This is a genomic window from Streptomyces sp. NPDC048257 (assembly GCF_043201855.1).
GTDB lineage: Bacteria > Actinomycetota > Actinomycetes > Streptomycetales > Streptomycetaceae > Streptomyces.
Window position 1 is genome coordinate 109,553 of sequence record NZ_JBICZI010000018.1, and the last position, 24,539, is coordinate 134,091.

The window sequence follows — 24,539 nt, forward strand, 5'->3', positions numbered from 1 at the left end:
GGCGCTGATTGTCACAGGTCAACACGTCCCTACAGGCTCAGTTCGGGGTGCAGTCGGTCCATGGTCCACACCTGCTTGCCGCGGGCGGCGAGCGCGGTGAGGGCGAGGGCGCCGACGGTGAAGGCCAGCAGGACCGCGCTGCCTTGCCAGACCGGGGTGAGGTCGCCACCGGTGATGAGGCGGCGCAGGCTCTCGACGACGTACGACATCGGCAGGTACGGGTGGATCCAGTTGAAGAAGGCCGGGCTGGTCTGAACGGGGTACGTACCGCCCGCCGAGGTCAGCTGGAGCATCAGGACGGCCAGCACCAGGATGCGGCCGGCGGCGCCGAACTTGGCGTTGAGCCACTGGACGATCGCGGCGAAGCAGCCGGTGACCAGCATCAGGAAGCCGATGGTGAGGGCCGGGTGGGCCATCTTCAGGCCGAGGCCGGGCGCCCAGTGCAGGACGGACATCAGCAGGCCCACCTGCGCCGCGCCGAGGCCGGCCACGGGCAGCCAGCCCGCGAGGGCGACCCGCCAGGGCGAGGCACCGGAGGCCAGGGCCCGCCGGTTCAGCGGGGTGATCAGCATGTAGGCGACCATCGCGCCGACCCAGAGGGAGAGCGGGATGAAGTAGGGGGCGAAGCCGGTGCCGTAGTTGGGCGCCTTGTGCAGGGACTGGTTGGCGAGCTTGATCGGGTCGGCCATGACCTGGGTGCGCTGGTCGCGCTGCTGCTGGTCGTAGTCGGGGATCTTGCCGGCGCCCTCGTGCAGGCCGCCGGCGAGCTCGCCGGTGCCGTCGACGAGCTTGTACATGCCGCCGTCGAGGCGGTGGGCGCCGTCGCCGAGCTTGCCGACGCCGTCGCTGAGGGCACCGGAGCCGGTGGTGGCGGTGCCGAGACCGGTGTGCAGCTGGTTCATGCCGCTGGAGACCTTGTGGGCACCGGCGTTGAGGGCGTTGACCTTGGCGACGGCCGCGTCGAGGTCGCCCGCGAGCTGCGGGGCCTTGTCGACGAGCTCGCGGGCCTTCTTCTCCAGGTCGGTCAGCTGGGTGCGGAGCTTGCCGACGTCACCGTTGGCGTTCTTGACCAGGGTGCTGACGTCCCCGCTGAGCTCGGCGGCCTCGGCCGTGCTGTCCTTGATCTTCTTCAGGTCGGGGCAGGAGGCGAGGTGCGGTTCGCCGCCGGGGGTGACGCAGTGCTTGGTGTAGTACGCGTCCGCGCCGGTGGCGGCCTTCTTTGCGGCGGCCGCGGCGGCCGGCGCCTTCTCGGCGAACGTGTCGAGGTGGTTGCCGACGACCTTCGCGCTGTCGGCGACCAGCTCGGCGGTGTCCGCCAGGTTCTTGGGGTCCTTGACGAAGGGGCGGGCCTTGTCCGCGGCCCCGTTGACCTTGTCGGCCAGGGCCTGGGTGCCGTCCGCGACGTCCTTCGAGCCGGTCTCCAGCTTGCCGGCCGCCGAGTTGAGCTTCTGCAGGCCGCTGTTGAGCTCGCCGGTCTTCTCCCCCGCCGTGTCGAGGCCGTCGGCGAGCTCTTTGGCGCCTTCCTTGGCCTTGCCCGCGCCGTCCTTGAGCTTGTCGGCGCCGTCGGCCGCCTCGGCGGTCTTGTCGTGCAGGTCGGAGAAGTTGACGAAGATCTTGTCGAGGAAGCCGCGGGAGGCGTTGGTGGACGCCGCGGAGCGGACCTCGGAGAAGACGGACCGCGAGATCGAGCCGACGATGTAGTTGTTGGCGTCGTTCGTGCGGACCTGGAGGGCCCCGGTGGTGGGGTCCTCGCCGGAGCTGGAGGCGATCTTCGCGCTGAAGTCCGCGGGCATGGTCAGGGTCAGGTAGTACGTACCGTTCTCCAGGCCCTTGGCCGCCTCCTTGGCGCTCACCTCGCGCCAGTCGAAGGTCTTGCTGGCGTGCAGCTTCTTGGTGATCTCGTCGCCGGCGTCGAGGCGCTTGCCGTCGACGGTGGTGCCCTTGTCGGCGTTGACGAGGGCGACGGGCACCTTGTCGAGGCGGCTGTACGGGTCCCAGAAGGACCACAGGTACAGGGCTCCGTAGAGCAGCGGCAGCAGGAGCAGCGCGACGAGAGCGGCCCGGGGCAGCTTCCCCCGCCCGAACCGCTTCAGCTCAAGCGCGGCCAGCTTCGGCGAGCGCATCGTCCGCCCCCTTCGTGTCGTCGTTCTCGGTGTCGGTGTCGGTGTCGGTGTCGTTCTTCGTGTCGCCCTCGGCCTCGGGCTCGGCGTCGGGCCCGGCGGGCGTCCGCGGGGCGTCCGGCTCCTTGGGGCAGGTCCGCAGGACGAGCGCGTCGGCGGGCGCCTCGCTGCACACCGCGAGGACCGTGATCCCGCGGGCGGCGACCGAGCGGAGCAGGTCCCAGGCCTGGGCACGTTCGGTGTCCGACAGCTTGAGGTCGAGGTCGTCGAGGGCCAGCAGCCCCGGGGAGCCCAGCAGGGCGATGGCGACCGACAGCCGTACGGATTCCAGGCGTTCCAGGTCCCGTACGGTGGTCCGCTCGCCCTTGGGCAGCGTGGCGAAGTCCAGCCCGGCGGCGTCCAGGGCGGCGGCGATGCGTGCCTCGGAGCGGGCGCGGCGCTCGGCGCGGGGCCGCAGCATCGCGCGGACCGGAGCGTCGTAGTGGCGCTGGAGCAGGGCGCCTTCGCGCAGCTGTTCCGCGACGGTGAGGGCCTTGTCGAGGTCGGTGACCCCGGAGACCGGGCCGAGGGCGGCGATCCGGCGGACCGCTGCCATCTTCTTCGGCAGCCGGTGGCCGCCGACCTCGGCGTGTCCCTGGGTGGGTTTCATCCGTCCGGTGAGGGCAAGGAGCAGGCAGGTCCGGCCGCTGCCGGAGGGGCCTTCGACCGCGATGAGCGAGCCGGGCGCCGCGTCGATGCCAACCCCCCGGAAGGCCCAGCCCCGCGGGCCCTTGAGTCCGAAGTCCTCGGCTTTGACGGACGCGCCGTGCGGGCTGTCCATGCCGTCCCCCCTTCTTTTTGAACTGACCGGTCAGTTCAAAAAGTAGCATCCTTCTGCGCACCTGGTGTGCAGGAGGGGGGAGTTGCCCGATTCGTGGTCGTAAATCCGCAGGTCAGCGCGATTGTCAGTGGGGCCCGTCACGATGGGGGCAACGCATCGACAGGAGGTTCGTCATGGCCACACCGTCCCCGTCCCCTGTCCACCCCGTCCTGCGGAAGTCGACGGCCCCACCGGCCGCCCTCGACCTGCTCGACAAGGCCCACAGCGGCCTGGCCGAGGCCGCCCGGCTGACCCGCCCCAACGAGCGCTACGCCACCGCCCACCTCGCCGCACTCCGCACCGCCGCGGCCGTGCTCGCCGCGCGCGGCCGGCCCGAGCCGGTGAACCCGCGGCGGCGGCCCCGGATCCGCAGCGCGTGGGAGGTGCTCCCGGAGATAGCGCCGGAGCTGACCGAGTGGAGCGCGCTCTTCGCCTCCGGCGCCGCCCGCCGGGCCAGGGCCGAGGCGGGGATAGCGGACGCGGCGAGTGACCGGGACGCGGACGATCTGGTGCGCGCGGCCTCGATGTTCCTGCGCCTGGTGGAGCGGATGCTCACCGTCCGGGCAGCGCCCCAACCCTTGTCACAGACCCTGCCGCAACCACGCCCGGAGCATCCCGACGCGGGATGAGCTGCCCGGTCGCGGAAGGCAATAGGGTGGGCCAGGACCGTTCACCCTTTACCGCGCCGAGGAGCCATCAGCCGTGTCGGACACTTCCCGCCCCCGTGCCTCCCTCCGCACCGCCGTGGTGTGGGAGGTCCTCAAGGAGGCACTCGACCGCCGGGTGAAGGCGACCGGGCGGGACGTGCTGGACGTGCTCGACACCGGTGGCGGCACCGGAAAGTTCGCCGTGCCGGTGGCCCGTCTGGGCCACCGGGTCACCGTGGTCGACCCCAGCCCGAACGCCCTGTTCGGGCTGGAGCGCCGGGTGGCCGAGGCCGGTGTCGCCGATCTGGTGCGCGGCGTCCAGGGCGACGCCCAGGGCCTGTTGGACGTCGTCGAGCAGGACGCGTACGACGTCGTGCTCTGCCACGGCGTCCTGGAGTACGTGGACGACCCGGCCGAGGGCGTGGCCAACACCGCGGCCGCGCTCCGCGCCGGCGGCACGCTCAGCCTGCTGGCCGCCGGTCTCGGCGGAGCCGTGCTGGCCCGCGCGCTGGCCGGGCACTTCACGGAGGCGCGTACCGCCCTCACCGACCCGGCCGGCCGCTGGGGCTCCGGCGACCCGGTGCCGCGCCGCTTCACCGCCGAGCAGCTCTCCGAGCTGGTCGGTGGCGCCGGCCTCGCGGTCGGCGCCGTGCACGGCGTGCGGATCTTCGCCGACCTGGTGCCCGGGGTCCTGGTGGACACCGAGCCCGGCGCGGTGGAGGCACTGCTGCGTCTGGAGGAGGCCGCGGCCGAGCTGCCCGCCTTCCACGCGGTCGCCACCCAGCTGCACGTCCTGGGCGAGAAGCAGGCCTGAACTGCGATCTTCCGCGCACGGAGTACGCCGCACACCCTCCGATCCGGCCGTCGGCCCCGTATGATCAGGTGCAGTGACCGGCATGGTGGACGGGCCATTGGGGAATAAGGGCCTCAGTGACCGCCCCCTCGGCGGTACGGTTTTCTCGCAGTGCCTTTACCGGCTGCGCCATTTCTGGGCCGTGTCTTTTTGGGACGTGGCGTAGTGGGCGGGTGTCACGGGGGCGATTCCCCGCCTATCCTGAAGGGGACCCCTGGTCGCTACCCCCGCGACCGACGGATGAGGAGGACTCCCGTGCCGCTCTCGGAGCACGAGCAGCGAATGCTCGAGCAGATGGAGCGAGCGCTGTACGCCGAAGATCCCAAGTTCGCGACAGCGCTTGAGGGAAGCGGACTGCGTACGTACACCCGGCGACGGGTCTACCAGGCAGTCGCAGGCATTGTGGTGGGTATCGCGCTCCTCATGACCGGTGTGATCATTCCGAACGTGCTCTGGATCAGCGTGGTGGGGTTCCTCGTCATGCTGGGCTGTACGGTCCTGGTGGTCACCGGTTGGCGCAAGGCACCCAAGCCTGGCGAGCAGCCCGTCTCCGGAAGTACCGGTGATCCGGCTCACGGCCGGAACCGGCAGCGTCGGTCGGTGATGAACCGCATCGAGGAACGGTGGCAGCGCCGCCGTGACGAGCAGGGGCACTAGCCCCGGACAACGTGGGTGAGGGGATGGCCGCCGTGCGGCCGTCCCCTCACTTTTCTGCGGTCACGTACGGCATGATGACCCGATGAGTGTGCTCCCCCTGGTCTTCACCAGCGGCTGGGCCAGTGGGATCAACGCTTACGCCGTGGTCCTCCTGCTCGGCATCTTCGGCCGTACCGGCCTGACCGACGGCGTCCCCGCCTCGCTGCAGCGCACGGACGTGCTGGTCGTCGCGGCGGTGCTGTTCCTGTGCGAGGCGGTCGCCGACAAGGTCCCGTACATGGACTCGATATGGGACACCGTCCACACCGTGATCCGCCCGGTGGCCGGCGCCGTGGTCGGCGCCCTGCTGGCCGGGCAGAGCGGTTCGCTCTCCGACATCACCGCCGCCGCGGTCGGCGGCTCCACGGCGCTGGCCAGCCACTTCGTCAAAGCCGGCACCCGGATGGCGATCAACACCTCGCCCGAGCCGTTCACGAACGTGGGCATGAGCATCGCCGAGGACCTCGGCGTGGCCGGGCTCGTCACCTTCGCGATGTTCAACCCCGAGGCCGCCGCGATCATCGCGGCCGTGCTGCTGGCCATCGGACTGGCCATACTGATCTTCCTCTGGAGCCGGATCCGCCGCTTCCTGCGCCGCCGGGCCCAGCGCCGTGAGGAGAAGCGGCTGGCCGCCGGGGCCCGCGAGACCACCGGGGCCCCACCCCGCTGACCTCAGGGCCCCCACCTGGGTGGATAGGCTCGGCCGCATGGCACGTATTGCGGTGATCGGCGCCGGCATGGGCGCGATGGCGACGGCGGCCCGGCTGGCCGTGGCGGGGCACCGGGTGACGGTGTACGAACGCGGGACGACCTACGGCGGAGCCGTCGGCCGGTACGAGCGCGAGGGCTTCGCCTTCGACACGGGACCCGGGCTGCTGCACCTGCCGGCCGTCTACCGCGACCTCTTCGTGAAGACCGGCAAGCGGTCGCTGGAGACGTGCGTCGACATGGTCCAGCTGGACCCGGCCGTCCGGCACGTCCTGCCCCACCACGGCATCGACGTCACCCTCCCCGGCGCCTCGCACGGCGGGGTCGCCACCGCTCTGGACTCCGCCTTCGGCCGGGGCGCGGGCGAACGCTGGAACGCCGTCCTGGGCCGTGCCCGTGACGCCTGGGACGCCACCCGGCGCCCCCTGCTGGAGGAGCCGCTGCGGCCCGGCGCCCGGCAGAGTCTGGGCGAGGACCCGTACCCGGCCCTGCGCCGGAGCGGGCTGCTGCGCCGCCGTACGCCGACCCTCGCCGAGATGGCCGACCGGGAACTGGGCGGCGCCCTCGCGGAGGTACTGACCGGCCTGGTGCACGGGTACGGGATCGACCCCGCCACCGCACCCGCCTCGGCGGCCGTGCTCCCGTACATGGAGCAGACCTTCGGCAGCTGGTACGTGCGCGGCGGGATGCGCGCCCTGGCCACCGCCGTGTACGAGCGCTGCCTGGAGCGCCAGGTGGAGTTCGCCTTCGGGGCGGAGGTCCGGGAGGTCCTGGTGCGGGACGGCCGGGCGGCCGGTCTGCTGCTGGCCGACGGAAGCGAGGCGGCCGCCGACACCGTCGTGTGCGGGATCGACCCCCGTCGACTGCCGGCCGGCTCGCTGCCGTGGCCGCCGGAGGCCGTCCCCGCCCGCGGGGACGGCGTACCCGGGCGGATCACACTGCTGCTCGCGCTGCGCGGCGCCCGCCCCGCCACGGCCGTGCACCGCACCCTGGTGCACGCCTCAGGGGCGCAGGTCACCGTCCTGCGCCCGGACGACCCGGCCACCCGGCCCGACGGGGAGCACGAGGCGGTCACCGTGAGCGCCGTGCACGGCCCCGGGACCTCGGAGCCCGCGGAGCTGTTGAACCTCGCGGAGAAGGCCGTACAGGGGCTGCGGGAGCGGCTGTTGTGGCACGAGGTGCGCACCCCGGCCGACATCGAGGCGGCGACGGGTGCGCTGGGCGGCGCGGTGCCCCCGCCCGCCCTCGCGGGGGCCGGGGGCCGGCTGCTCCAGCCGGCCAACACCACGGCCGTGCCCGGGCTGTACCTGGCGGGCGGCTGGGCCCACCCCGGCGGCGGGCTGGCTCACGCCGGGATGACCGGGGCCCTGGTGGCCGGACTGATCGTGGAGGGCGCGGAGTTCCGCGGCTCCCAGTGACCGGCGGCGGTGCTCAGTAGCGGTACTGCTCGTACTCGCCCTGCTGGGGGTAGGGGTACTGCTGGGGCGGGCCGCCCTGCTCGTCCAACGGGTAGGCCTGGCCGGCGCCGTCGGTGGAGCGCTGCTGCGGGACCCAGACCCCGCCGGGCGGGGTGTCCGTGGAGTACTGCTGCTGCCCGTAGTCGGCGTACGGGGTGTAGTCGTACGGCTGGGGCGGTGCGACGCCGCCGCCGGTGCCGATGTACGGGTCCGAGTAGGCGGCGTAGACCTGCTGCTGGTCGCCCGTGGGGTAGCCGCCCGAGTAGTCGTAGCCGCCCTGGTTCTGCTGGTCGTAGTACGCCGCGTACTGGTGGGCGTCCTGCTCGGCCGTGGTGAACGGGGAGGCGAAGGCCGTCCGGTCAACGTCGGGGGCCGGGGCGAAACTCTGTATCCCGTACGACCCGGTCTCCTCGGGCACCGGCTGCGGGCTGTAGACCTCCTCGGCCTCGGCCCGGAACGGCCGCTCGTCCGCGGCTCCGGCCGTGTCCTCGTACTCCAGCGCGGTGACCTGGAGCGCGGGCTCCTGCTTGGTGCCCGCAGACCGGCGGCGGCGCGTCTGCCGTACGGGCTCGCCGCCGCGGCGCAGTGCCCAGCCGGCCACGAAGCCCTTGCGGAAGGACAGCGTCACCAGGGTCTGGCCCACGGCGAACGCGGCCGCGCCGGCGCCGATGACCAGCACCGACGGCAGGATCACTCCGGCGACCACGCCGAGGAAGCCGGCGAACGCGAGCAGGCGCCAGCGGAGCCGGGCCTTGTACTGCATCAGGACCTCGGCAAGCAGCCACAGCGCGACGAAACCGAACGCGATGTAGAGGACCGTCATTCCCATGCATGGCCCCTCTCGGTACGGCCGCCGGCGCGGGAACGGGGGACGGCCGATCAGGCCCGCTGGTGCAGGCCCAGGTTCTCGTAGATCTCGAGAGTCGCCGTGGAATTGTTGAGCGTGATGAAGTGCAGCCCCGGGACACCCTCGGACAGCAGTCGCGCGCAGAACTCCGTGGCGAACTCGATGCCAATGGAGCGTACAGCGGCCGGGTCGTCCTTGACGGCGAGCATGCGCTCTTTCACGTTCTCGGGGAAGAGCGCATTGCTGAGTTGGGGCAGTCGGTCGAGCTGCTTGATACCCACAACAGGCATGACCTCGGGGATGATCGGGGTCTCGCAGCCCGCCTTCTCGGCGCTGTCGCGCAGCCGCAGATAATTCTCCGGATCGAAGAACATCTGGGTGATCGCGTAGTCGGCACCGGCGCGGCACTTGTCCACGAAGTGCCGGATGTCCGTGTCCCAGTCCGTCGAACGCGGGTGCATCTCGGGGAAGGCGGCGACGCCCACGCAGAAGTCGCCGGACTCCTTGACCAGTCGGACCAGGTCGGCGGCGTAGTGGACGCCCTCGGGGTGCGCGACCCACTCGCCCATCGGGTCGCCCGGCGGGTCTCCGCGCACGACGAGCATGTTCCGGATCCCGGCGTCCGCGAACTGCCCGATGACATTGCGCAGCTCGGCGACCGAGTGGTCCACGGCGGTGAGGTGCGCGACGGGGGTCAGGGTGGTGTCCGCGGCGATTTCCTGGGTGGCCTTGACGGTGCCGCCGCGGGTGGAGCCGCCGGCTCCGTAGGTCACGGAGACGAAGCTGGGGGATACCGCTTCGACCCGGCGCAGGGCGTTCCAGAGGTTGCGTTCGCCCTTCTCCGTCTTCGGGGCCCAGAACTCGAAGGAGTACGAGCGCCCGGACGCGAGGAGGTCGCGGACCGTGTGTGCACGATCCGACCAGGTGGAAGCGGTACCAGAGGCCATGTGGGCAGGTTAGACGCGGCCCGGCGGACACCGAAGCGTTGTCCACGTTTTGGACACGTTTTTGGACACCTGGAGCCTAGGCTCTGGCCGAATACGGTCCGTACGGGGTCCGCACGGGGTCCGCACGAGGTAGGGGCCGCACACCGGAGCCCTCCCGCCGTCCGGGTCGACGGGACTCAGGCGAGGCGGGCCCGGACCCGCTTGGCGAGCTCCGCGGCGGCCGCCCCGGGGTCGGTGGCCTCGGTGAGGGCGCGGACGACCACGACGCGGGTGGCGCCGGCGTCCAGTACCTCGTCCAGGTTCGAGCCGTCGATGCCGCCGATGGCGAACCACGGACGGTCCTGGTCCAGGGAGGCCGCGTACCGGACCAGATCGAGGCCGGGGGCGTGGCGGCCGGGCTTGGTGGGGGTGGGCCAGCAGGGGCCGGTGCAGAAGTAGTCCACTCCGGCTTCGGCGACGGCCGCGTCGACCTCGCTCTCGGCGTGGCAGGACCGGCCGATCAGCACCTGCTCGCCGAGGATGGCGCGGGCGGCGGGGACGGGGATGTCGCCCTGGCCGAGGTGCAGGACGTCGGAGCCGATGGCGTGGGCGACGTCGGCGCGGTCGTTCACGGCGAGGAGCCTGCCGTGGCGGCGGGCGGCCTCGGCGAACACCTGGAGGTGCTCGAGCTCCTCCCCCGCCTCCATGCCCTTGTCGCGCAGCTGGACGATGTCCACGCCGCCGGACAGGACGGCGTCGAGGAACTCGGGGAGGTCACCCTGGCGCTTGCGGGCGTCCGTGCAGAGGTAGAGCCGGGCGTCGGACAGCTGCATGGGTGTACCCCCCGGGATGGAGGCGGTGTACGGGCCGCGGCCCGTACACCGCTGTGGAGCGAGAGCGATCAGGTCAGAGGGCGAGCGCCTGGGCGCGGCGCTTCACCTCCGTACCGCGATTCTCACTCAGCGCCTGCACGGGGGTGCCGGGCAGGGTCGGATCCTCGGTGAAGAGCCACTCCAGGATCTCCTCCTCGGTGAAACGGTCGTCGCGCAGCACGGTCAGCAGACCGACGAGGCCCTTGACGACCTTGTCACCGTCGATGAAGGGGGCCGGAACCTGCAGGGAGCGGTTCTCGCCCCGGCGGACGGCGATGAGCTGCCCTTCCTTGACCATCTGGCGGACCCGGGTCACCTCGATGTTCAGCATCTCCGCGATGTCGGGGAGGTACAGCCACGAGGGGACAAGGGCATCGATCTTTGCGTCAATCTCGGTCACAGGGACAAGCCTGCCATCTCGGCTGCGCCGCCGGTACCTGAGCAGCCCCGTCCGGGTCGCGGCCCATGCCCCCGGGCACGCTCTTCCGGCCCGTCCGGCGCCCCAGGACCGGGCCGGGCCGGGCGTCAGACGGTGGCCGACTTCAGTGGGGTCGCGGGGTCGCGGACCTTGGCGGGGTCCAGAGGGACCGCCGCCTCGATCAGGCGGCGGCCCTGCGCCAGGTCGCGGGGGCGGCCCACGGCCAGGACGGCGACGAGTGCGCCGTCCCGCAGCCAGCACACCGACCAGGCCGGACCGGCCGGGTCGCCGCGCAGCAGCAGGGCGTCGGCCCCGCCGTGGTGGCCGGCGTACTGCACGAAGCGTCCGAACTGCTCCGACCAGAAGTACGGCACCGGGTCGTAGACCTGGGCCGGCTCCCCGGCCAGGATGTTCGCCGCGACCGTCCTCGGCCCCTGGAGCGCGTTGTCCCAGTGGTGCACGAGCAGCCGCGTCCCGTACCGCCCGGACGGGAAGGAGGCGCAGTCGCCGACCGCGTACACCCCGGGCAGCGAGGTCCGCAGGTGGGCGTCCGCGGTGATCGAGCCGTCGGGACCGCGTTCCACGCCGGTCCCGGCCAGCCATCCGGTGGCGGGGCGCGCGCCGATGCCGACCACCACCGCGCCGGCGGGCAGGACGCGCCCGTCCGCGAGCAGGACCCGGCCCTCCTCGATCCCGGCGACCCTCGCCCCGGTGATCAGCTCGGCGCCGGCCTCCTCGTACCAGCGCGCCATCGGCTCGGCGGCCTCGGCGGGCAGCGCCCCCGCCAGCACCCGGTCCGCCGCCTCGACGACGGTGACCTCGCAGCCCGCCTCCCGGGCGGCGGTGGCGAACTCGGCGCCGATCCAGCCCGCCCCGACGACCACGGCCCGGGGCGCGGTCGCCAGTACCGGGCGCAGCCGGGCCGCGTCGTCCAGCGTGCGCAGCAGGTGGACGCCCGGGACGCCCTCGGTGCCGGGCAGGGTCAGCGGCTGCGCGCCGGTCGCCAGCACGAGGACCCCGTACGGGACCGGGCCCGCCTCGGTGTCCAGCTCGTGGTCGGCGGCGCGCAGTCCGGTGACCTCGGTGCCGAGCCGGAGGTCGATCTCGAGTCCTTCGAAGTCCACGTCGAAGGCGGAGTCCTCGGCCTTGCCGAGGAGGACCGCCTTGGACAGCGGGGGCCGGTCGTAGGGCTGGTGGGGTTCGGCTCCCAGCAGGGTCACGGGCCCGGTGAAGCCCTGTTCGCGCAGGGCGACCGCGGTCTGCACCCCGGCCATTCCGGCGCCGACGATCACGACGCCGCGCTGATTCTGTTCCGTCTGCTCGCTCACTCGGCCACCCTAGTCACCTGACGCTCCGTCAGGAATAGGTGCCGCCTTACCCGCCGTCCACGGCCGGGTTAGTCTGGCCACCGTACCTATCGCGGGAGTCCGGCGCACCGGGCTGAGAGGGAGGCTGGCCGGCCTCCGACCGTACGAACCTGATCCGGGTCATGCCGGCGAAGGGAGGGGCTGGACGCCCATGCACTCATCTCGAAAGGATTCCGCCACGGGATCCGACGTCCTCGTCATCGGGGGCGGGATCATCGGCCTGGTCACCGCCTGGCGGGCCGCCGCGCGCGGACTGAGCACCACACTCGCCGACCCCGCACCCGGCGGCGGCGCCGCCCAGGTCGCGGCCGGCATGCTCGCCCCCGTCACCGAACTGCACTACGGCGAGGAAGCCCTGCTCGGCCTCGGCCTCGCCTCCGCCGCGCGCTATCCGCAGTTCGCCGCCGAGCTCGCCGAAGCGAGCGGCGGCATGGACATCGGCTACCGCGCCTGCGGCACCCTCGCCGTCGCCCTCGACTCCGACGACCGCCTCCACCTGCGCGAACTGCACGCCCTGCAGCGCCGCTGCGGCCTGGAGTCCGAGTGGCTCACCGGCCGCGAGTGCCGCCGCCTGGAGCCCTTGCTCGCCCCCGGCGTACGCGGCGGCCTGCGCGTCGACGGCGACCACCAGGTCGACCCCCGCCGGCTCGCCGCCGCCCTGCTGGCCGCCTGCGAACGGGCCGGCGTGATCATCCACCGTGCGGCCGCGGAACGGCTGCTCACCACCACCGACCGGGCGACCGGCGCCCTCCTCGACGACGGTACGGAGCTGCTCGCCGACCAGGTGGTCCTGGCCGCGGGCTCGCTCACCGGTCGGCTGGCGGGCGTACCGCCGGAGGTCGTGGCCCCCGTACGGCCGGTCAAGGGCCAGGTCCTGCGGCTCACCGTGCCGGCGGCGTACGCGCCGTTCCTCTCGCGGACCGTACGGGCCGTCGTGCGCGGCAGCCACGTCTACCTGGTGCCGCGCGAGAACGGCGAACTCGTCATCGGCGCCACCAGCGAGGAACTCGGCTGGGACACCACCGTCACCGCGGGCGGGGTCTACGAACTCCTGCGCGACGCCCACGAACTGGTCCCCGGCATCACCGAACTCCCGCTCACGGAGACCCGGGCGGGACTGCGCCCCGGATCCCCCGACAACGCCCCGCTGCTCGGCCCGACCGACCTGCCGGGCCTGCACCTGGCGACCGGGCACTACCGCAACGGAGTGCTGCTGACCCCGCTCACCGGCGAGGTCCTCTCCGAGCTGCTGGCCACCGGCGAACTCCCGGAGATCGCGCGTCCCTTCACCCCCCGCCGGTTCTCCGCCGCACGTCAGGAGTCGTACGCATGACCATCTCCGTCAACGGCGAGCCGCGCGAGATCGCCGCCGGCGCCACCCTCGACACGGTGGTCGCCACCCTGACCACGGCCCCCTCCGGCGTCGCCGCCGCGCTCAACGAGACCGTGGTCCCGCGCGGGCAGTGGCCGGCGACGCGGGTCGACGAGGGCGACCGCATCGAGATCCTCACCGCGGTCCAGGGAGGCTGAGCGGCATGGCGGACGACCTCTTCACCCTCGGCGGCCGGACGTTCTCCTCCCGCCTGATCATGGGCACGGGCGGGGCCCCGAGCCTGGACGTACTGGAACGCGCCCTCGTCGCGTCCGGCACCGAGCTCACCACGGTCGCGATGCGGCGGCTGGACCCCACGGTCCAGGGCTCCGTCCTGTCCGTGCTCACCAGGTTGGGCATCTCGGTCCTGCCCAATACGGCGGGCTGCTTCACGGCGGGCGAGGCCGTCCTCACGGCCCGGCTGGCCCGGGAGGCGCTGGGCACGGACTGGATCAAGCTGGAAGTGGTCGCGGACGAGCGGACCCTCCTGCCGGACGGTGCCGAACTGCTGGACGCCGCCGAGATCCTGGTGGACGAGGGCTTCACGGTCCTCCCGTACACCAACGACGACCCGGTCCTCGCGCGGAAGCTGGAGGACGTGGGCTGCGCGGCGATCATGCCGCTCGGGTCCCCGATCGGCTCGGGCATGGGCATCCGCAACCCGCACAACTTCGAGCTGATCACGGAGCGCGCGTCGGTCCCGGTCATCCTGGACGCGGGCGCGGGCACCGCGTCGGACGCGGCCCTGGCGATGGAACTGGGCTGCGCGGCGGTGATGCTGGCCTCGGCGGTGACCCGCGCGCAGGAGCCGGTCCTGATGGCATCGGCCATGCGGGACGCCGTCTCGGCGGGCCGCCTCGCCCACCGCGCGGGCCGCATCCCCCAACGCCGCTTCGCGGAGGCCTCCTCCCCCACGGAGGGCAGGGCGTCACTGGACCCGGAACGCCCGGCGTTCTGAGGGGGCGGGGGCGGGGGCGGGGGCTTCGGTGGCGGGGGCGCCGGCTGGTCGGGGTGGTGACGCGGGGCGGGGGCTCCGGGTGTGCGGGAGCCCCTTGATCGGCATCAGAGTGGCGCATGGGGGCTTCCCGTCAGTCTCATCGTCTCTCCGGTCCGGGCCGGTCCCTCAAGGGCGCTCGTTCCTCGCGTCGCTTCGCGATGTCGCTGCGCTCCACCCTTGACCGACCGGCCCGCCCCGGAAAGTCGAAGACAGCCGGGAAACCCCCAAAAGAACGAGCCGGGCCAAGGACAAAGGGACGGCCTCATCGGAGACGCCCGCCCCGGTCGGGCGCAAGCAGCCACGACCGACAGACGGGGCCCATGCCCGCCGTCGGCCGGGTCGGTGGGGCGCGTCCAATCGCTACGCGCTCCTCACGTCTCAGCGTCAGCGACCCGTCTCTGGCTGGACATAGGCCGCCCACGACCTCTGTTCCGATGCTCGACATGCGTCCGACGACCGTCTGGGTACGGCAAAGACCGCCCACGACCGTGGTTCGGTGCCCGCTGTGCGTCCGGCGACCGTCTGCGGCTGGGCATAGGCCGCCCACGACCCTCGGGTGCTCCTCATGTGATGCGTCTGAAGGCTGTTGGGGGGGGTGGAGGCGCGTCTGACGGCGGCTATGTCGAGGTGGGCTCGGGTCAGTGAGTGTGTGCGGCTCGGAAGGCTGACTGTTTACCCCAATTGCCCTTGTTTGTGAGTGGATTTGTGGTGCTGTCCTCGCGCTGACCCGCCCCCACCTCGGCTGAGCCGAGGAATCAGCCGCCAGCCCCTCTCAACGGCCCCTGACGGCGGCCGGTCGCAGTCAAAGAGAGTGTGCTGAGGCTGTGGGCGGCTTTTGCCCAGCCATAGACGGTCGTCGGACGCATGTCTGGCGCCGAACCGAGGTCGTGGGCGGCGTATGCCCAGCCCCAGGCGGTCGTCGGACGCATAGCGGGCACAGAACTGAGGTCGTGGGCGGCCTATGCCCAGCCCAAGACGGTCGTCGGACGCTGAGAGGTGAGGAGCGCGTAGCGATGTGGCGCGCCTCATTGACCCGGCCGGTGCATGGCATGGGCCCCGCCTGTCGGTCGTGCCTCTCGCGCCCGACCGGGCTGGGCATCTCCGACGAGGCCGTCCCTTTGTCCTTGGACCGGCTCGTTCTTTTGGGGGCTTCCCGACAGTCTTCGACTTTCCGGGGCGGGACGGTCGGTCAAGGGTGGAGCGCAGCGACATCGCGAAGCGACGCGAGGAACGAGCGCCCTTGAGGGACCGGCCCGAACCGGAGAGACGATGAGACTGACGGGAAACCCCCATACACATCCCTGATGCCGCCCGCCAGGATCCCGCCCACTCGAAGCCACCGCCCCGGGTCCTGATGCCGCCCGCGCGACTCCCGCACACCCGGACCCCCGCCGCACTTCCCGACCCCGCCCAGCCGGCTCCCGCCCACCGAAGCCCCCGCCCCACCTCACCACCCCGTCCGCGCGGCCCCCCCGCCCGTCCGTCCCCACGTCACAGCTGCGCTGCAAGGCGACCCGCCGAGGACGGGCGGTTCGTGGCGGCTCGTAGAATCGCCGGGTGGATACGACCCTGGATGACCCCCTCGTCGGGCGCGTGCTCGACGGCCGCTACCGCATCGACGCCCGCATCGCGGCCGGCGGCATGGCCACGGTCTACCGGGCCGTCGACACCCGCCTCGACCGGGTGCTCGCCCTGAAGGTGATGCACCCGGCCCTCGCCGCCGACGCCGGCTTCGTGGACCGGTTCATCCGGGAGGCGAAGTCCGTCGCCCGGCTCGCCCACCCCAACGTGGTCGCCGTCTTCGACCAGGGCACGGACGGGCCGTACGTCTACCTGGCCATGGAGTACGTCTCCGGCTGCACCCTGCGCGACGTGCTCCGCGAGCGCGGCGCGCTCCAGCCCCGCGCGGCCCTTGACATCCTCGAGCCGGTCCTGGCCGCCCTCGGAGCCGCCCACCGGGCCGGTTTCGTCCACCGCGACATGAAGCCCGAGAACGTCCTGATCGGGGACGACGGCCGGGTCAAGGTCGCGGACTTCGGGCTGGTCCGGTCGGTCGACTCGGTCACCAACACCACCGGCTCCGTCCTCGGCACCGTCTCCTACCTGGCCCCCGAGCAGATCGAGAACGGCATCACCGACACCCGCGTGGACGTCTACGCCTGCGGTGTCGTCCTCTACGAGATGCTCACCGGCTCCAAGCCCCACCTCGGCGGCACCCCCGCGCAGGTGCTCTACCAGCACCTGCACGAGGACGTCCCGCCCCCGTCCGCCGTGGTCCCCGGGCTCCCCGTCGGACTCGACGAGCTCGTCGCGCACGCCACCGCCCGCAACCCCGAGCTGCGCCCGTACGACGCGGCCGCCCTGCTCGGCCTCGCCCGCGAGGCCCGCGCGCTGCTCAGCGATGCCGAGCTGGACGCCGCACCGCCGCAGGCACGCGCCGAGGAGCGTTCGTCCGCCGAGGACCGCACCGGCGTGATCCCGCGTCCGGTGGCCGCGCAGCAGCCCGTGCAGCACACCTCCCGTCTGGAGATGCCGCCCCCGGTGGCCGCTCCGCCCTCGCACCGGCCGGCCGGCGCCGTGTCCCGGCGGCCCAGCCGCGGGGTGCTGCTCGTCATCGCGGGCGTGCTGCTGGCGCTCGGCCTCGGGGTCGGCGTCTGGTACATCAGCTCCGGCCAGTTCACGAAGGTCCCCAATCTGCTCGGCAAGACCGAGGAGCAGGCCCGCTCCCAGCTGTCCGCGGCCGGACTCGGCGTGAAGGGGGTCGACCGGAAGTTCAGCAACGCCTTCGACCGCGGGACGGTGATGAACACCGATCCTCCGGGCGGCCGGCGGATCCGCGGCAACGGCGCGGTGACCATCACCATCTCCCGCGGCCCCGAGGTCGTGGCGGTGCCCAACCTGAAGGGCCGGCCCCTGGAGGAGGCCAAGGCCGAGCTGACGCAGTCCGGGCTGGCGCCCGGCATGGTCACGCAGGCTTTCAGCCAGGACGTCGCCCAGGGCTCGGTGATCAGCACCAATCCGGCGGGCGGCGAGAAGCGGGCGCCCGACACGGCCGTCTCGCTCCTCGTCAGCAAGGGCCGTCCGGTGCCGGTTCCGAGCGTGACGGGGACCCCCGTCGACCAGGCGAAGGCGGCCCTGGAGGCTCTGGGCCTCAAGGTCGCGACGGCCCCCGAGCAGGTCAACTCCCCCACCGCGGCCGGTACGGTCGCCAACCAGTCGATCGGCGCGGGCACCCAGGCCGCGGCCGGGGACACGGTCACGCTGACCGTGTCCAAGGGCCCCCGCCAGCTCCCGGTCCCGGGTGTGACCGGCCAGGAGGTGGACGCGGCCCGCAAGGCGCTGGAGGCCGCCGGCTTCAAGGTGAAGGTGGACCGGCCGCTGATCTCCTTCAGCAACACGGTGGACACCCAGTCGGTGCCGGCCGGACAGAGCGCCCCCGAGGGCAGCACGATCACCATCAGGACCAAGGGGCTGTAAGCCGTAGTGATGCGCAATCCAGTGGGCGGGCACGTCCCCGTTGCCGGGGGGCTCGCCTCCGTCGGACTGACCTACGCCCGGGAGATGGGCGCCGAAGCCGTCCAGGTCTTCGTCGCCAATCCGCGCGGCTGGGCCACCCCGGTCGGCAATCCGGCTCAGGACGAACGGTTCCGGGCGGAGTGCGCGGCCGGGTCCATCCCGGCGTACGTGCACGCCCCGTACCTGATCAACTTCGGCTCGCACACCGAGGCGACCGTGGAGAAGTCGGTGGAGTCCCTGCGCCACTCGCTGCGCCGTGGCCGGGAGATCGGCGCGCTCGGGGTGGTCGTGCACACCGGGTCGGCGACCGCGGGCCGCCCGCGGGAGGCGGCGTACGCGCAGGTCAGGGAGCACATGCTGCCGCTACTGGACGAGCTGACGCACGACGACGACCCCTTCCTGCTGCTGGAGTCCACGGCCGGGCAGGGCTTCTCGTTGTGCTCGCGCACCTGGGACTTCGGGCCGTACTTCGAGGCGCTCGACCATCATCCGAAGCTGGGGATCTGCCTGGACACCTGCCACATCTTCGCGGCCGGTCACGATCTGGCGGAGCCGGGCGGGGCGAAGCTGACGCTGGACCTGCTGGTGGACACGGTGGGCGAGGGCCGGCTGAAGCTGGTCCACGCGAACGACTCCAAGGAGGGCGTCGGCGCCCACAAGGACCGGCACGCGAACATCGGCCGGGGGCACATCGGCCGGGACGCCTTCGCGGAGCTGTTCACGCACCCCGCGATGGACGGCGTGCCGCTGATCATCGAGACGCCCGGGGGCCCGGAGGGGCACGCGGCGGACATCGCGCTGCTGAAGGAGCTGCGCGGCCCGCAGTGATCCACCGACTCCCGAGGAATACCCTCGGGGGGTATATGGGTTTCCGGTCATATCGACGGAGCCGCTACCCGCCGTTCCCACGAGGGGGTTGTCATGGAGCAGATGCACCAGGGACACGAAGGTCACGAGGGTCACGAGGGTCACGAGGGTCACCAGCACCACGGGCACGCACACGGCGCCGGCGGCCCCGTCAGCTGGGGAATGGCCGCCCGGGCCACCCTGCACTGCCTCACCGGATGCGCCATCGGCGAGGTGCTCGGCATGATCATCGGTACCGCTCTCGGCTGGGGGAACGTGCAGACGATGATCCTGGCGATCGTCCTCGCGTTCTTCTTCGGCTACGCGCTCACCCTGCGCGGGGTCCTCGCCGCGGGCGTCGACCTCCGTACGGCAATCCGGGTGGCTCTGGCCGCCGACACCCTCTCGATCGCCGTCATGGAGCTGATCGACAACGGGGTGATCGCCCTGTGGCCCGGGGCGATGGACGCGCACCTGTCGGAGCCGCTGTTCTGGATCGTCCTGGCGATCGCGCTCGCGGCCGCCTTCGTGATCACGACCCCGGTCAACAAGTGGATGATCGGCCGCGGCAAGGGTCACGCGGTCGTGCACCGATACCACCACTGAGCGCGGGGCGCCCTTACAGTTCGGGGCCCTCCCCGGGCTCCTCCTGGTACGAGTAGCGCTGCTCGCGCCAGGGGTCGCCGATGTTGTGGTAGCCGCGCTCCTCCCAGAAGCCGCGGCGGTCGGCGGTCATGTACTCGATGCCGCGGACCCACTTGGGGCCCTTCCAGGCGTACAGGTGCGGAACCACCAGCCGTACCGGGAAACCGTGCTCGGCGGTGAGCAGTTCACCGCCCTCGTGGGTGGCGAAAACGGTCCGCTCGGAGGCGAAGTCGGCGAGGCGCAGGTTGGAGCTGAAGCCGTACTCGGCCCACACCATCACGTGCGTGACCTGCGGCGCGGGCGGCGCCAGGGCGAGGACCTCACGGGCGAGCACACCGCCCCATTCGGCGCCCTGCATGCTGAACTTCGTGACGCAGTGCAGATCGGCCACGACGGAGTCGAACGGCAGGGCCGTGAACTCCTCGTGATTCCAGCAGTGCTTGTCCCCGTCGGCCGTCGCACCGAAGACGCGGAACTCCCAGCGGTCCGGCTTGAACTTGGGTACGGGCCCGTAATGGGTGACCGGCCAGCCCCTCTGCAGCCGCTGTCCCGGTGGAAGCTCCAGCTGCTCTGCTCCCGGAGATTCCCGGCTTTCCGGCTGACCCATGACTCCATGGTGACAGACTGGGCAGGGTGGTCATGACCAGGTCTGGGCCGATTCGGGCAAGTCGCGGTAACTCCCACTAAGGAGGCACTTACTGGACGGCCCCTGGCGGCGGTGCAAGGATGCGCGCAACTGCCCCGTCACATAGCTGACATTGCCTGGAAGGAGCCTCTGCGATGCAGGGCGACCCCGAGGTCCTTGAGTTTCTGAACGAGCAGCTGACCGGCGAGCTGACGGCCATCAACCAGTACTGGCTGCACTACCGCATCCAGGACAACAAGGGCTGGACCAAGCTCGCCAAGTACACGCGTGAAGAGTCCATCGACGAGATGAAGCACGCGGACAAGATCACCGAGCGCATCCTGATGCTCGACGGTCTTCCGAACTACCAGCGCCTCTTCCACGTACGCGTCGGGCAGACCCTGACGGAGATGTTCCAGGCGGACCGCCAGGTCGAGGTCGAGGCGATCGACCGGCTCAAGCGGGGCATCGAGGTCATGCGCGGCAAGGGTGACATCACCTCGGCGCGGCTCTTCGAGGAGATCCTGGAGGACGAGGAGCACCACATCGACTACCTCGACACCCAGCTGGAGCTCATCGAGTCCCTGGGCGAGCCGCTCTACATCGCGCAGCTGATCGAGCAGCCGAGCTAAGCGACCACCGGGCCCTACGGCCCTACGGCTCTCGGGCTCTAGGCCGCTTCCGCCAGCTCCGCCGAACGGGCCGAACCCGGGTCCGCGGCGAGTACGGTCGCCGCCTCGCCCTTCTCCAGCAGCTCCCGGCGCGGGCACGCCCCACGGCCGAGGATGCCCTGGATGGTGCGGACGCAGGAACCGCAGTCGGTGCCGGCCTTGGTGGCCGAGGCGATCTGGCGCGGGGTGCAGGCCCCGGCGGACGCGTGCTCCTTGACCTGCTTGTCGGTGATCCCGAAGCAAGAGCAGACGTACACGCGGTTCACCTCCCAGGGCGGAATGGTTCTGCGGTTCAGCGAGCCATCCCCATTTCGGTGAGGCTTACCTAACCGTACCCAAAGTTAGGGTCACCTAAAAGCCCCGGATACGACAGTGGGGCGCGGATCACATCGATCCGCGCCCCACTGTCGTACGAAGGTACCGAGTGATCCCTACTGGTCGCGGTACATCTCGGCGACCAGGAACGCCAGGTCCAGGGACTGGCTGCGGTTGAGCCGCGGGTCGCAGGCCGTCTCGTAGCGCTGGTGCAGGTCGTCGACGAAGATCTCGTCGCCGCCGCCCACGCACTCGGTGACGTCGTCACCGGTGAGCTCGACGTGGATGCCGCCCGGGTGGGTGCCGAGGCCCTTGTGGACCTCGAAGAAGCCCTTGACCTCGTCGAGCACGTCGTCGAAACGGCGCGTCTTGTGGCCCGAGGCCGCCTCGAAGGTGTTGCCGTGCATCGGGTCGGTGACCCAGCCGACGGTCGCGCCGGAGGCGGTGACCTTCTCGACCAGCTCGGGGAGCTTGTCGCGGACCTTGTCGGCGCCCATGCGGACGACGAAGGTCAGCCGGCCCGGCTCGCGCTCGGGGTCGAGACGGTCGATGTAGGTCAGCGCCTCGTCCACCGTGGTGGTGGGGCCCAGCTTGATGCCGATCGGGTTGGCGATCTGCGCGCAGAACTCGATGTGCGCGTGGTCCAGCTGGCGGGTGCGCTCACCGATCCAGACCATGTGGCCGGAGGTGTCGTACAGCTTGCCGGTACGCGAGTCGGTGCGGGTCAGGGCGCCCTCGTAGTCGAGCAGCAGCGCCTCGTGGGAAGCGTAGAACTCGACGGCCTTGAACTCGGCCGGGTCGGTGCCGCACGCCTTCATGAAGTTCAGCGCGTTGTCGATCTCCCGCGCCAGCTGCTCGTACCGCTGACCGGACGGGCTGGACTTCACGAAGTCCTGGTTCCAGGCGTGCACCTGGCGCAGGTCGGCGTAACCACCGGTGGTGAAGGCGCGCACCAGGTTGAGCGTCGAGGCGGACGCGTTGTACATGCGCTTCAGCCGCTCGGGGTCCGGGATCCGGGCCTCTTCGGTGAAGGCGAAGCCGTTGACGGAGTCGCCGCGGTAGGTCGGCAGGGTGACGCCGTCGCGGGTCTCGGTGTCCTTGGAGCGCGGCTTGGAGTACTGGCCCGCGATGCGGCCGACCTTGACGACGGGCACGGAGGCCGCGTACGTCAGGACGGCGCTCATCTGGAGCAGCGTCTTCAGCTTCGCGCGGATGTGGTCGGCGGAGACACCGTCGAAGGCCTCGGCACAGTCGCCGCCCTGGAGCAGGAACGCCTCGCCCTTGGCGACGGCTCCCAGACGGGCACGCAGCTGGTCGCATTCGCCCGCGAAAACGAGCGGAGGATACGACTCGAGGTCCGCGACGACAGCGCGCAGAGCCTCGGCATCGGGGTACGAAGGCTGCTGCGCCGCGGGAAGGTCTCGCCAGGTCGCCTTGGCGGCGGGGGCTTGGGTTTCAGCGTTCACGGTCACCTCGTACACATTACGGCGTTACACGCCGCGTTCGGCCCCCCGCCCACAACGTGAGACGAACCAGCTCAAAGGTTGCGGGCGCCCAGCGGAACGGAATCCATGGTTCAGCCCACGCCGTGAGACGGATCCTGCGCCACGGGGGCGCTCTGGGCTAAGGTGCCCACCATGTACGTGCACGCGCACCAGAACTGGTGGTGGCCCGCTCCCGGCGGTCCACTTCTCGCGCGTACCTGAAGACACGCACGACGCGAAGGCCGCCCCGAGGGGCGGCCTTCCGCGTTTTCGACCGTGCTGTCGAATCCCGGGGGCCGCTCCTCCCACCGGAAGGACGCTCCGCCCCATGGATTCCAGCCGACCCAACCGACTGAGCCGACTGCTCGACCCCTCCTGCCCGCCGTTCGCCCTGCTGCGCCGGCGCACCCCCGGCCGCGACCACGACACCGTCGAAGTGCTGATCGGGCAGGTCAGTGAGGTCGAACGGCTCGCCGACCTGCCCGTGGGCGAGTTGCCCGCCCTCGCCCTCGTCCCCTTCCGGCAGATCCGCGAGCGCGGCTTCGACGTACGCGACGACGGCACGCCGCTGAGCGTGCTGGTCGCCGAGGAGGCGTACGAGATCCCGCTCGCCGAGGTGATGGCCGCACTGCCCCGGCACCCGGTGCGGGTCGACGGCGGGGCCTTCGACGTCCCCGACGAGGAGTACGCGGCCACCGTCCGGCGGGTGATCGAGGACGAGATCGGCCGCGGCGAGGGCGCGAACTTCGTCATCCGGCGCACCTTCGAGGGCCGCATCGACGGATTCGGCCCGGCCGACGCGCTCGCGCTGTTCCGGCGGCTGCTGGAGGGCGAGCGGGGCGCGTACTGGACGTACGTCGTCCACACCGGGGAGCGGACCCTCGTCGGGGCCAGCCCCGAGGTGCACGTGCGGATGTCGAGCGGGAGGAGCGGGCGCGAAACGCTCCCGGTCGACGGTGGCGGCGGCCGACGGGTGGGCGGCACGGTCGTGATGAACCCGATCAGCGGCACGTACCGCTATCCGGCCGGCGGGCCGACGGCCGAGTCCCTCCTCGCCTTCCTCGGCGACCGCAAGGAGACCGAGGAACTGTCGATGGTGGTGGACGAGGAACTGAAGATGATGTGCACGGTCGGCGACATGGGCGGGGTCGTCGTCGGGCCGCGGCTGAAGGAGATGTCCCACCTCGCGCACACCGAGTACGAGCTGCGCGGCCGGTCCTCGCTGGACGTGCGGGAGGTGCTGAGGGAGACCATGTTCGCGGCGACGGTCACCGGCTCTCCCGTGCAGAACGCCTGCCGGGTCATCGAGCGGTACGAGACGGGCGGGCGCGGCTACTACGCGGGGGCGCTGGCGCTGCTGGGCCTGGACCCCGCCGGGGCGCAGACCCTCGACTCCCCCATCCTGATCCGCACCGCCGACATCACGGCGGACGGCGTGCTGCGGGTGCCCGTCGGCGCCACCCTCGTCCGGCACTCCGATCCGGCGGCCGAGGTGGCGGAGACCCACGCGAAGGCGGCGGGCGTGCTGGCGGCGCTCGGGGTGCGTGCGGCGGCCCCGCGCCCGGCGTTCGAGGGGGCCGGGCTGGCGGACGACCCCCGTGTGCAGGCGGCCCTCGAAGCGCGCCGCCAGGACCTGGCACCGTTCTGGCTGCGGATGCAGGAGCGGCCGGCTCCGGCGACCGGCCACGCGCTGGTGGTGGACGGCGAGGACACCTTCACGGCGATGCTGGCGCACGTCCTGCGGGTGGCCGGGCTGGAGGTGACCGTACGCCGCTACGACGATCCGGGGCTGCGGGCGGCGGCCCTGGCCTGGGAGGGCCCGGTCGTCCTCGGCCCCGGCCCGGGCAACCCGGCCGAGTCGGCGGACCCGAAGATGCGGATGCTGCGCGCGCTGGCGGCCGGGCTGCTGGCCTCGCACCGCCACGGCCTGGTCGGAGTCTGCCTGGGCCACGAGCTGCTGGCGGCGGAGCTGGGCCTCCCGCTGATCCGCAAGGCGGAGCCGGCGCAGGGGGCGCAGACCCGGATCGATCTGTTCGGGGCCGAGGAGGTGGTCGGCTTCTACAACACGTACACCGCGCACTGCGACGACGCCCGGGCCGCCCGGCTGGCGGAGCGGGGCGTCGAGGTGGCCCGTGACCCCGGAACGGGCGAGGTGCACGCGCTGCGCTCCCCCGCCGGGGGCTTCGCGGGGGTGCAGTTCCACCCGGAGTCGGTCCTCACCCTGCGGGGCGCGGACGTGCTGCGCGAGCTGCTGACCGGAATCCGGGCGGCGTCCCCGGCGTAGCCCCTGCCGCCTTC

General features: G+C 71.9%; 23 protein-coding genes and 1 riboswitch. Of the genes, 13 read left to right on the plus strand and 10 right to left on the minus strand.

What is annotated here, in order from left to right; all coding sequences use genetic code 11:
* Positions 1 to 29: 29 nt before the first annotated feature.
* On the minus strand, positions 30 to 2,123 hold the full coding sequence (locus ACGFZK_RS27650; RefSeq protein WP_393851559.1) for a YhgE/Pip family protein: 2,094 nt from the start codon (positions 2,121 to 2,123) through the stop codon (positions 30 to 32).
* On the minus strand, positions 2,095 to 2,940 hold the full coding sequence (locus tag ACGFZK_RS27655; RefSeq protein ID WP_393851560.1) for an ATP-binding cassette domain-containing protein: 846 nt from the start codon (positions 2,938 to 2,940) through the stop codon (positions 2,095 to 2,097). Before ACGFZK_RS27655 ends, ACGFZK_RS27650 begins: the two co-directional genes overlap by 29 nt.
* 173 nt (positions 2,941 to 3,113) lie before the next feature.
* On the opposite strand from ACGFZK_RS27655, the gene ACGFZK_RS27660 reads away from it, so the two are divergent.
* The 5 genes from ACGFZK_RS27660 (at position 3,114) to ACGFZK_RS27680 (ending at position 7,301) form a co-directional block, all read left to right on the plus strand.
* Positions 3,114 to 3,608: an SAV_6107 family HEPN domain-containing protein gene (locus ACGFZK_RS27660; protein ID WP_393851561.1), complete on the plus strand. Its 495-nt coding sequence runs from the start codon at positions 3,114 to 3,116 to the stop codon at positions 3,606 to 3,608.
* Between the two features lie 73 nt (positions 3,609 to 3,681).
* On the plus strand, positions 3,682 to 4,440 hold the full coding sequence (locus ACGFZK_RS27665; RefSeq protein ID WP_393851562.1) for a class I SAM-dependent methyltransferase: 759 nt from the start codon (positions 3,682 to 3,684) through the stop codon (positions 4,438 to 4,440).
* A gap of 294 nt (positions 4,441 to 4,734) precedes the next feature.
* Complete coding sequence (locus ACGFZK_RS27670; protein WP_393851563.1) at positions 4,735 to 5,136, plus strand: DUF3040 domain-containing protein; 402 nt, start codon at positions 4,735 to 4,737, stop codon at positions 5,134 to 5,136.
* An 82-nt stretch (positions 5,137 to 5,218) separates the two neighbouring features.
* Entirely contained in the window at positions 5,219 to 5,845 is a 627-nt protein-coding gene (locus ACGFZK_RS27675) for a DUF4126 domain-containing protein (RefSeq protein ID WP_393851564.1), read from the plus strand.
* A gap of 37 nt (positions 5,846 to 5,882) precedes the next feature.
* Positions 5,883 to 7,301, plus strand: coding sequence for a phytoene desaturase family protein (locus ACGFZK_RS27680; protein WP_393851565.1), 1,419 nt, complete (start codon positions 5,883 to 5,885; stop codon positions 7,299 to 7,301).
* Positions 7,302 to 7,314: 13 nt separating this feature from the next.
* Here ACGFZK_RS27680 and ACGFZK_RS27685 read toward each other — a convergent pair whose 3' ends face one another.
* The 5 genes from ACGFZK_RS27685 to ACGFZK_RS27705 all read right to left on the minus strand — a co-directional run bounded on the left by ACGFZK_RS27685 (position 7,315) and on the right by ACGFZK_RS27705 (position 11,731).
* Complete coding sequence (locus tag ACGFZK_RS27685; protein ID WP_393851566.1) at positions 7,315 to 8,169, minus strand: hypothetical protein; 855 nt, start codon at positions 8,167 to 8,169, stop codon at positions 7,315 to 7,317.
* 50 nt (positions 8,170 to 8,219) lie between these two features.
* Positions 8,220 to 9,134 (minus strand): methylenetetrahydrofolate reductase [NAD(P)H], encoded by a 915-nt coding sequence (metF, locus tag ACGFZK_RS27690; RefSeq protein WP_393851567.1) that lies wholly within the window; start codon positions 9,132 to 9,134, stop codon positions 8,220 to 8,222.
* A 176-nt stretch (positions 9,135 to 9,310) separates the two neighbouring features.
* The gene (gene thiE / locus ACGFZK_RS27695; protein ID WP_393851568.1) at positions 9,311 to 9,946 is read right to left on the minus strand and encodes a thiamine phosphate synthase; all 636 of its coding nucleotides are present in this window, start codon (positions 9,944 to 9,946) and stop codon (positions 9,311 to 9,313) included.
* A gap of 73 nt (positions 9,947 to 10,019) precedes the next feature.
* Positions 10,020 to 10,385: an Rv2175c family DNA-binding protein gene (locus ACGFZK_RS27700; protein ID WP_030724382.1), complete on the minus strand. Its 366-nt coding sequence runs from the start codon at positions 10,383 to 10,385 to the stop codon at positions 10,020 to 10,022.
* Between the two features lie 125 nt (positions 10,386 to 10,510).
* Positions 10,511 to 11,731 (minus strand): NAD(P)/FAD-dependent oxidoreductase, encoded by a 1,221-nt coding sequence (locus ACGFZK_RS27705; RefSeq protein ID WP_393851569.1) that lies wholly within the window; start codon positions 11,729 to 11,731, stop codon positions 10,511 to 10,513.
* A gap of 81 nt (positions 11,732 to 11,812) precedes the next feature.
* Positions 11,813 to 11,924: riboswitch (TPP riboswitch) on the plus strand.
* Here ACGFZK_RS27705 and thiO point away from each other — a divergent pair.
* From thiO to ACGFZK_RS27735, 6 genes are all read left to right on the plus strand, one after another.
* Positions 11,922 to 13,103: a glycine oxidase ThiO gene (thiO, locus tag ACGFZK_RS27710; RefSeq protein WP_393851570.1), complete on the plus strand. Its 1,182-nt coding sequence runs from the start codon at positions 11,922 to 11,924 to the stop codon at positions 13,101 to 13,103. Its footprint overlaps the riboswitch before it by 3 nt.
* Positions 13,100 to 13,300, plus strand: coding sequence for a sulfur carrier protein ThiS (gene thiS, locus ACGFZK_RS27715; RefSeq protein ID WP_393851571.1), 201 nt, complete (start codon positions 13,100 to 13,102; stop codon positions 13,298 to 13,300). Before thiO ends, thiS begins: the two co-directional genes overlap by 4 nt.
* 5 nt (positions 13,301 to 13,305) lie before the next feature.
* Positions 13,306 to 14,100: a thiazole synthase gene (locus ACGFZK_RS27720; RefSeq protein ID WP_393851572.1), complete on the plus strand. Its 795-nt coding sequence runs from the start codon at positions 13,306 to 13,308 to the stop codon at positions 14,098 to 14,100.
* A gap of 1,596 nt (positions 14,101 to 15,696) precedes the next feature.
* Positions 15,697 to 17,616: a Stk1 family PASTA domain-containing Ser/Thr kinase gene (gene pknB, locus ACGFZK_RS27725; RefSeq protein WP_393851573.1), complete on the plus strand. Its 1,920-nt coding sequence runs from the start codon at positions 15,697 to 15,699 to the stop codon at positions 17,614 to 17,616.
* 9 nt (positions 17,617 to 17,625) lie between these two features.
* The gene (locus ACGFZK_RS27730; RefSeq protein WP_393851574.1) at positions 17,626 to 18,483 is read left to right on the plus strand and encodes a deoxyribonuclease IV; all 858 of its coding nucleotides are present in this window, start codon (positions 17,626 to 17,628) and stop codon (positions 18,481 to 18,483) included.
* A gap of 93 nt (positions 18,484 to 18,576) precedes the next feature.
* Positions 18,577 to 19,107: a DUF4396 domain-containing protein gene (locus ACGFZK_RS27735; protein WP_393851575.1), complete on the plus strand. Its 531-nt coding sequence runs from the start codon at positions 18,577 to 18,579 to the stop codon at positions 19,105 to 19,107.
* A gap of 13 nt (positions 19,108 to 19,120) precedes the next feature.
* On the opposite strand, the gene ACGFZK_RS27740 is transcribed toward ACGFZK_RS27735, so the two are convergent.
* Entirely contained in the window at positions 19,121 to 19,753 is a 633-nt protein-coding gene (locus ACGFZK_RS27740; protein WP_327262083.1) for a sulfite oxidase-like oxidoreductase, read from the minus strand.
* Positions 19,754 to 19,926: 173 nt separating this feature from the next.
* Between ACGFZK_RS27740 and bfr the strand changes: the two genes are divergently transcribed.
* Entirely contained in the window at positions 19,927 to 20,403 is a 477-nt protein-coding gene (gene bfr / locus ACGFZK_RS27745) for a bacterioferritin (protein WP_030010525.1), read from the plus strand.
* Between the two features lie 38 nt (positions 20,404 to 20,441).
* Here the strand turns inward: bfr and ACGFZK_RS27750 are convergent, their stop codons facing one another.
* Both ACGFZK_RS27750 and ACGFZK_RS27755 read right to left on the minus strand, forming a co-directional pair.
* Positions 20,442 to 20,708, minus strand: a complete 267-nt coding sequence (locus ACGFZK_RS27750) for a bacterioferritin-associated ferredoxin (RefSeq protein ID WP_393851576.1) — start codon at positions 20,706 to 20,708, stop codon at positions 20,442 to 20,444.
* Positions 20,709 to 20,873: 165 nt separating this feature from the next.
* On the minus strand, positions 20,874 to 22,223 hold the full coding sequence (locus ACGFZK_RS27755; RefSeq protein WP_393851577.1) for a class II 3-deoxy-7-phosphoheptulonate synthase: 1,350 nt from the start codon (positions 22,221 to 22,223) through the stop codon (positions 20,874 to 20,876).
* Positions 22,224 to 22,569: 346 nt separating this feature from the next.
* Here ACGFZK_RS27755 and ACGFZK_RS27760 point away from each other — a divergent pair, with 346 nt between their 5' ends.
* Positions 22,570 to 24,525, plus strand: coding sequence for an anthranilate synthase family protein (locus tag ACGFZK_RS27760; RefSeq protein WP_393851578.1), 1,956 nt, complete (start codon positions 22,570 to 22,572; stop codon positions 24,523 to 24,525).
* Positions 24,526 to 24,539 lie beyond the last annotated feature (14 nt).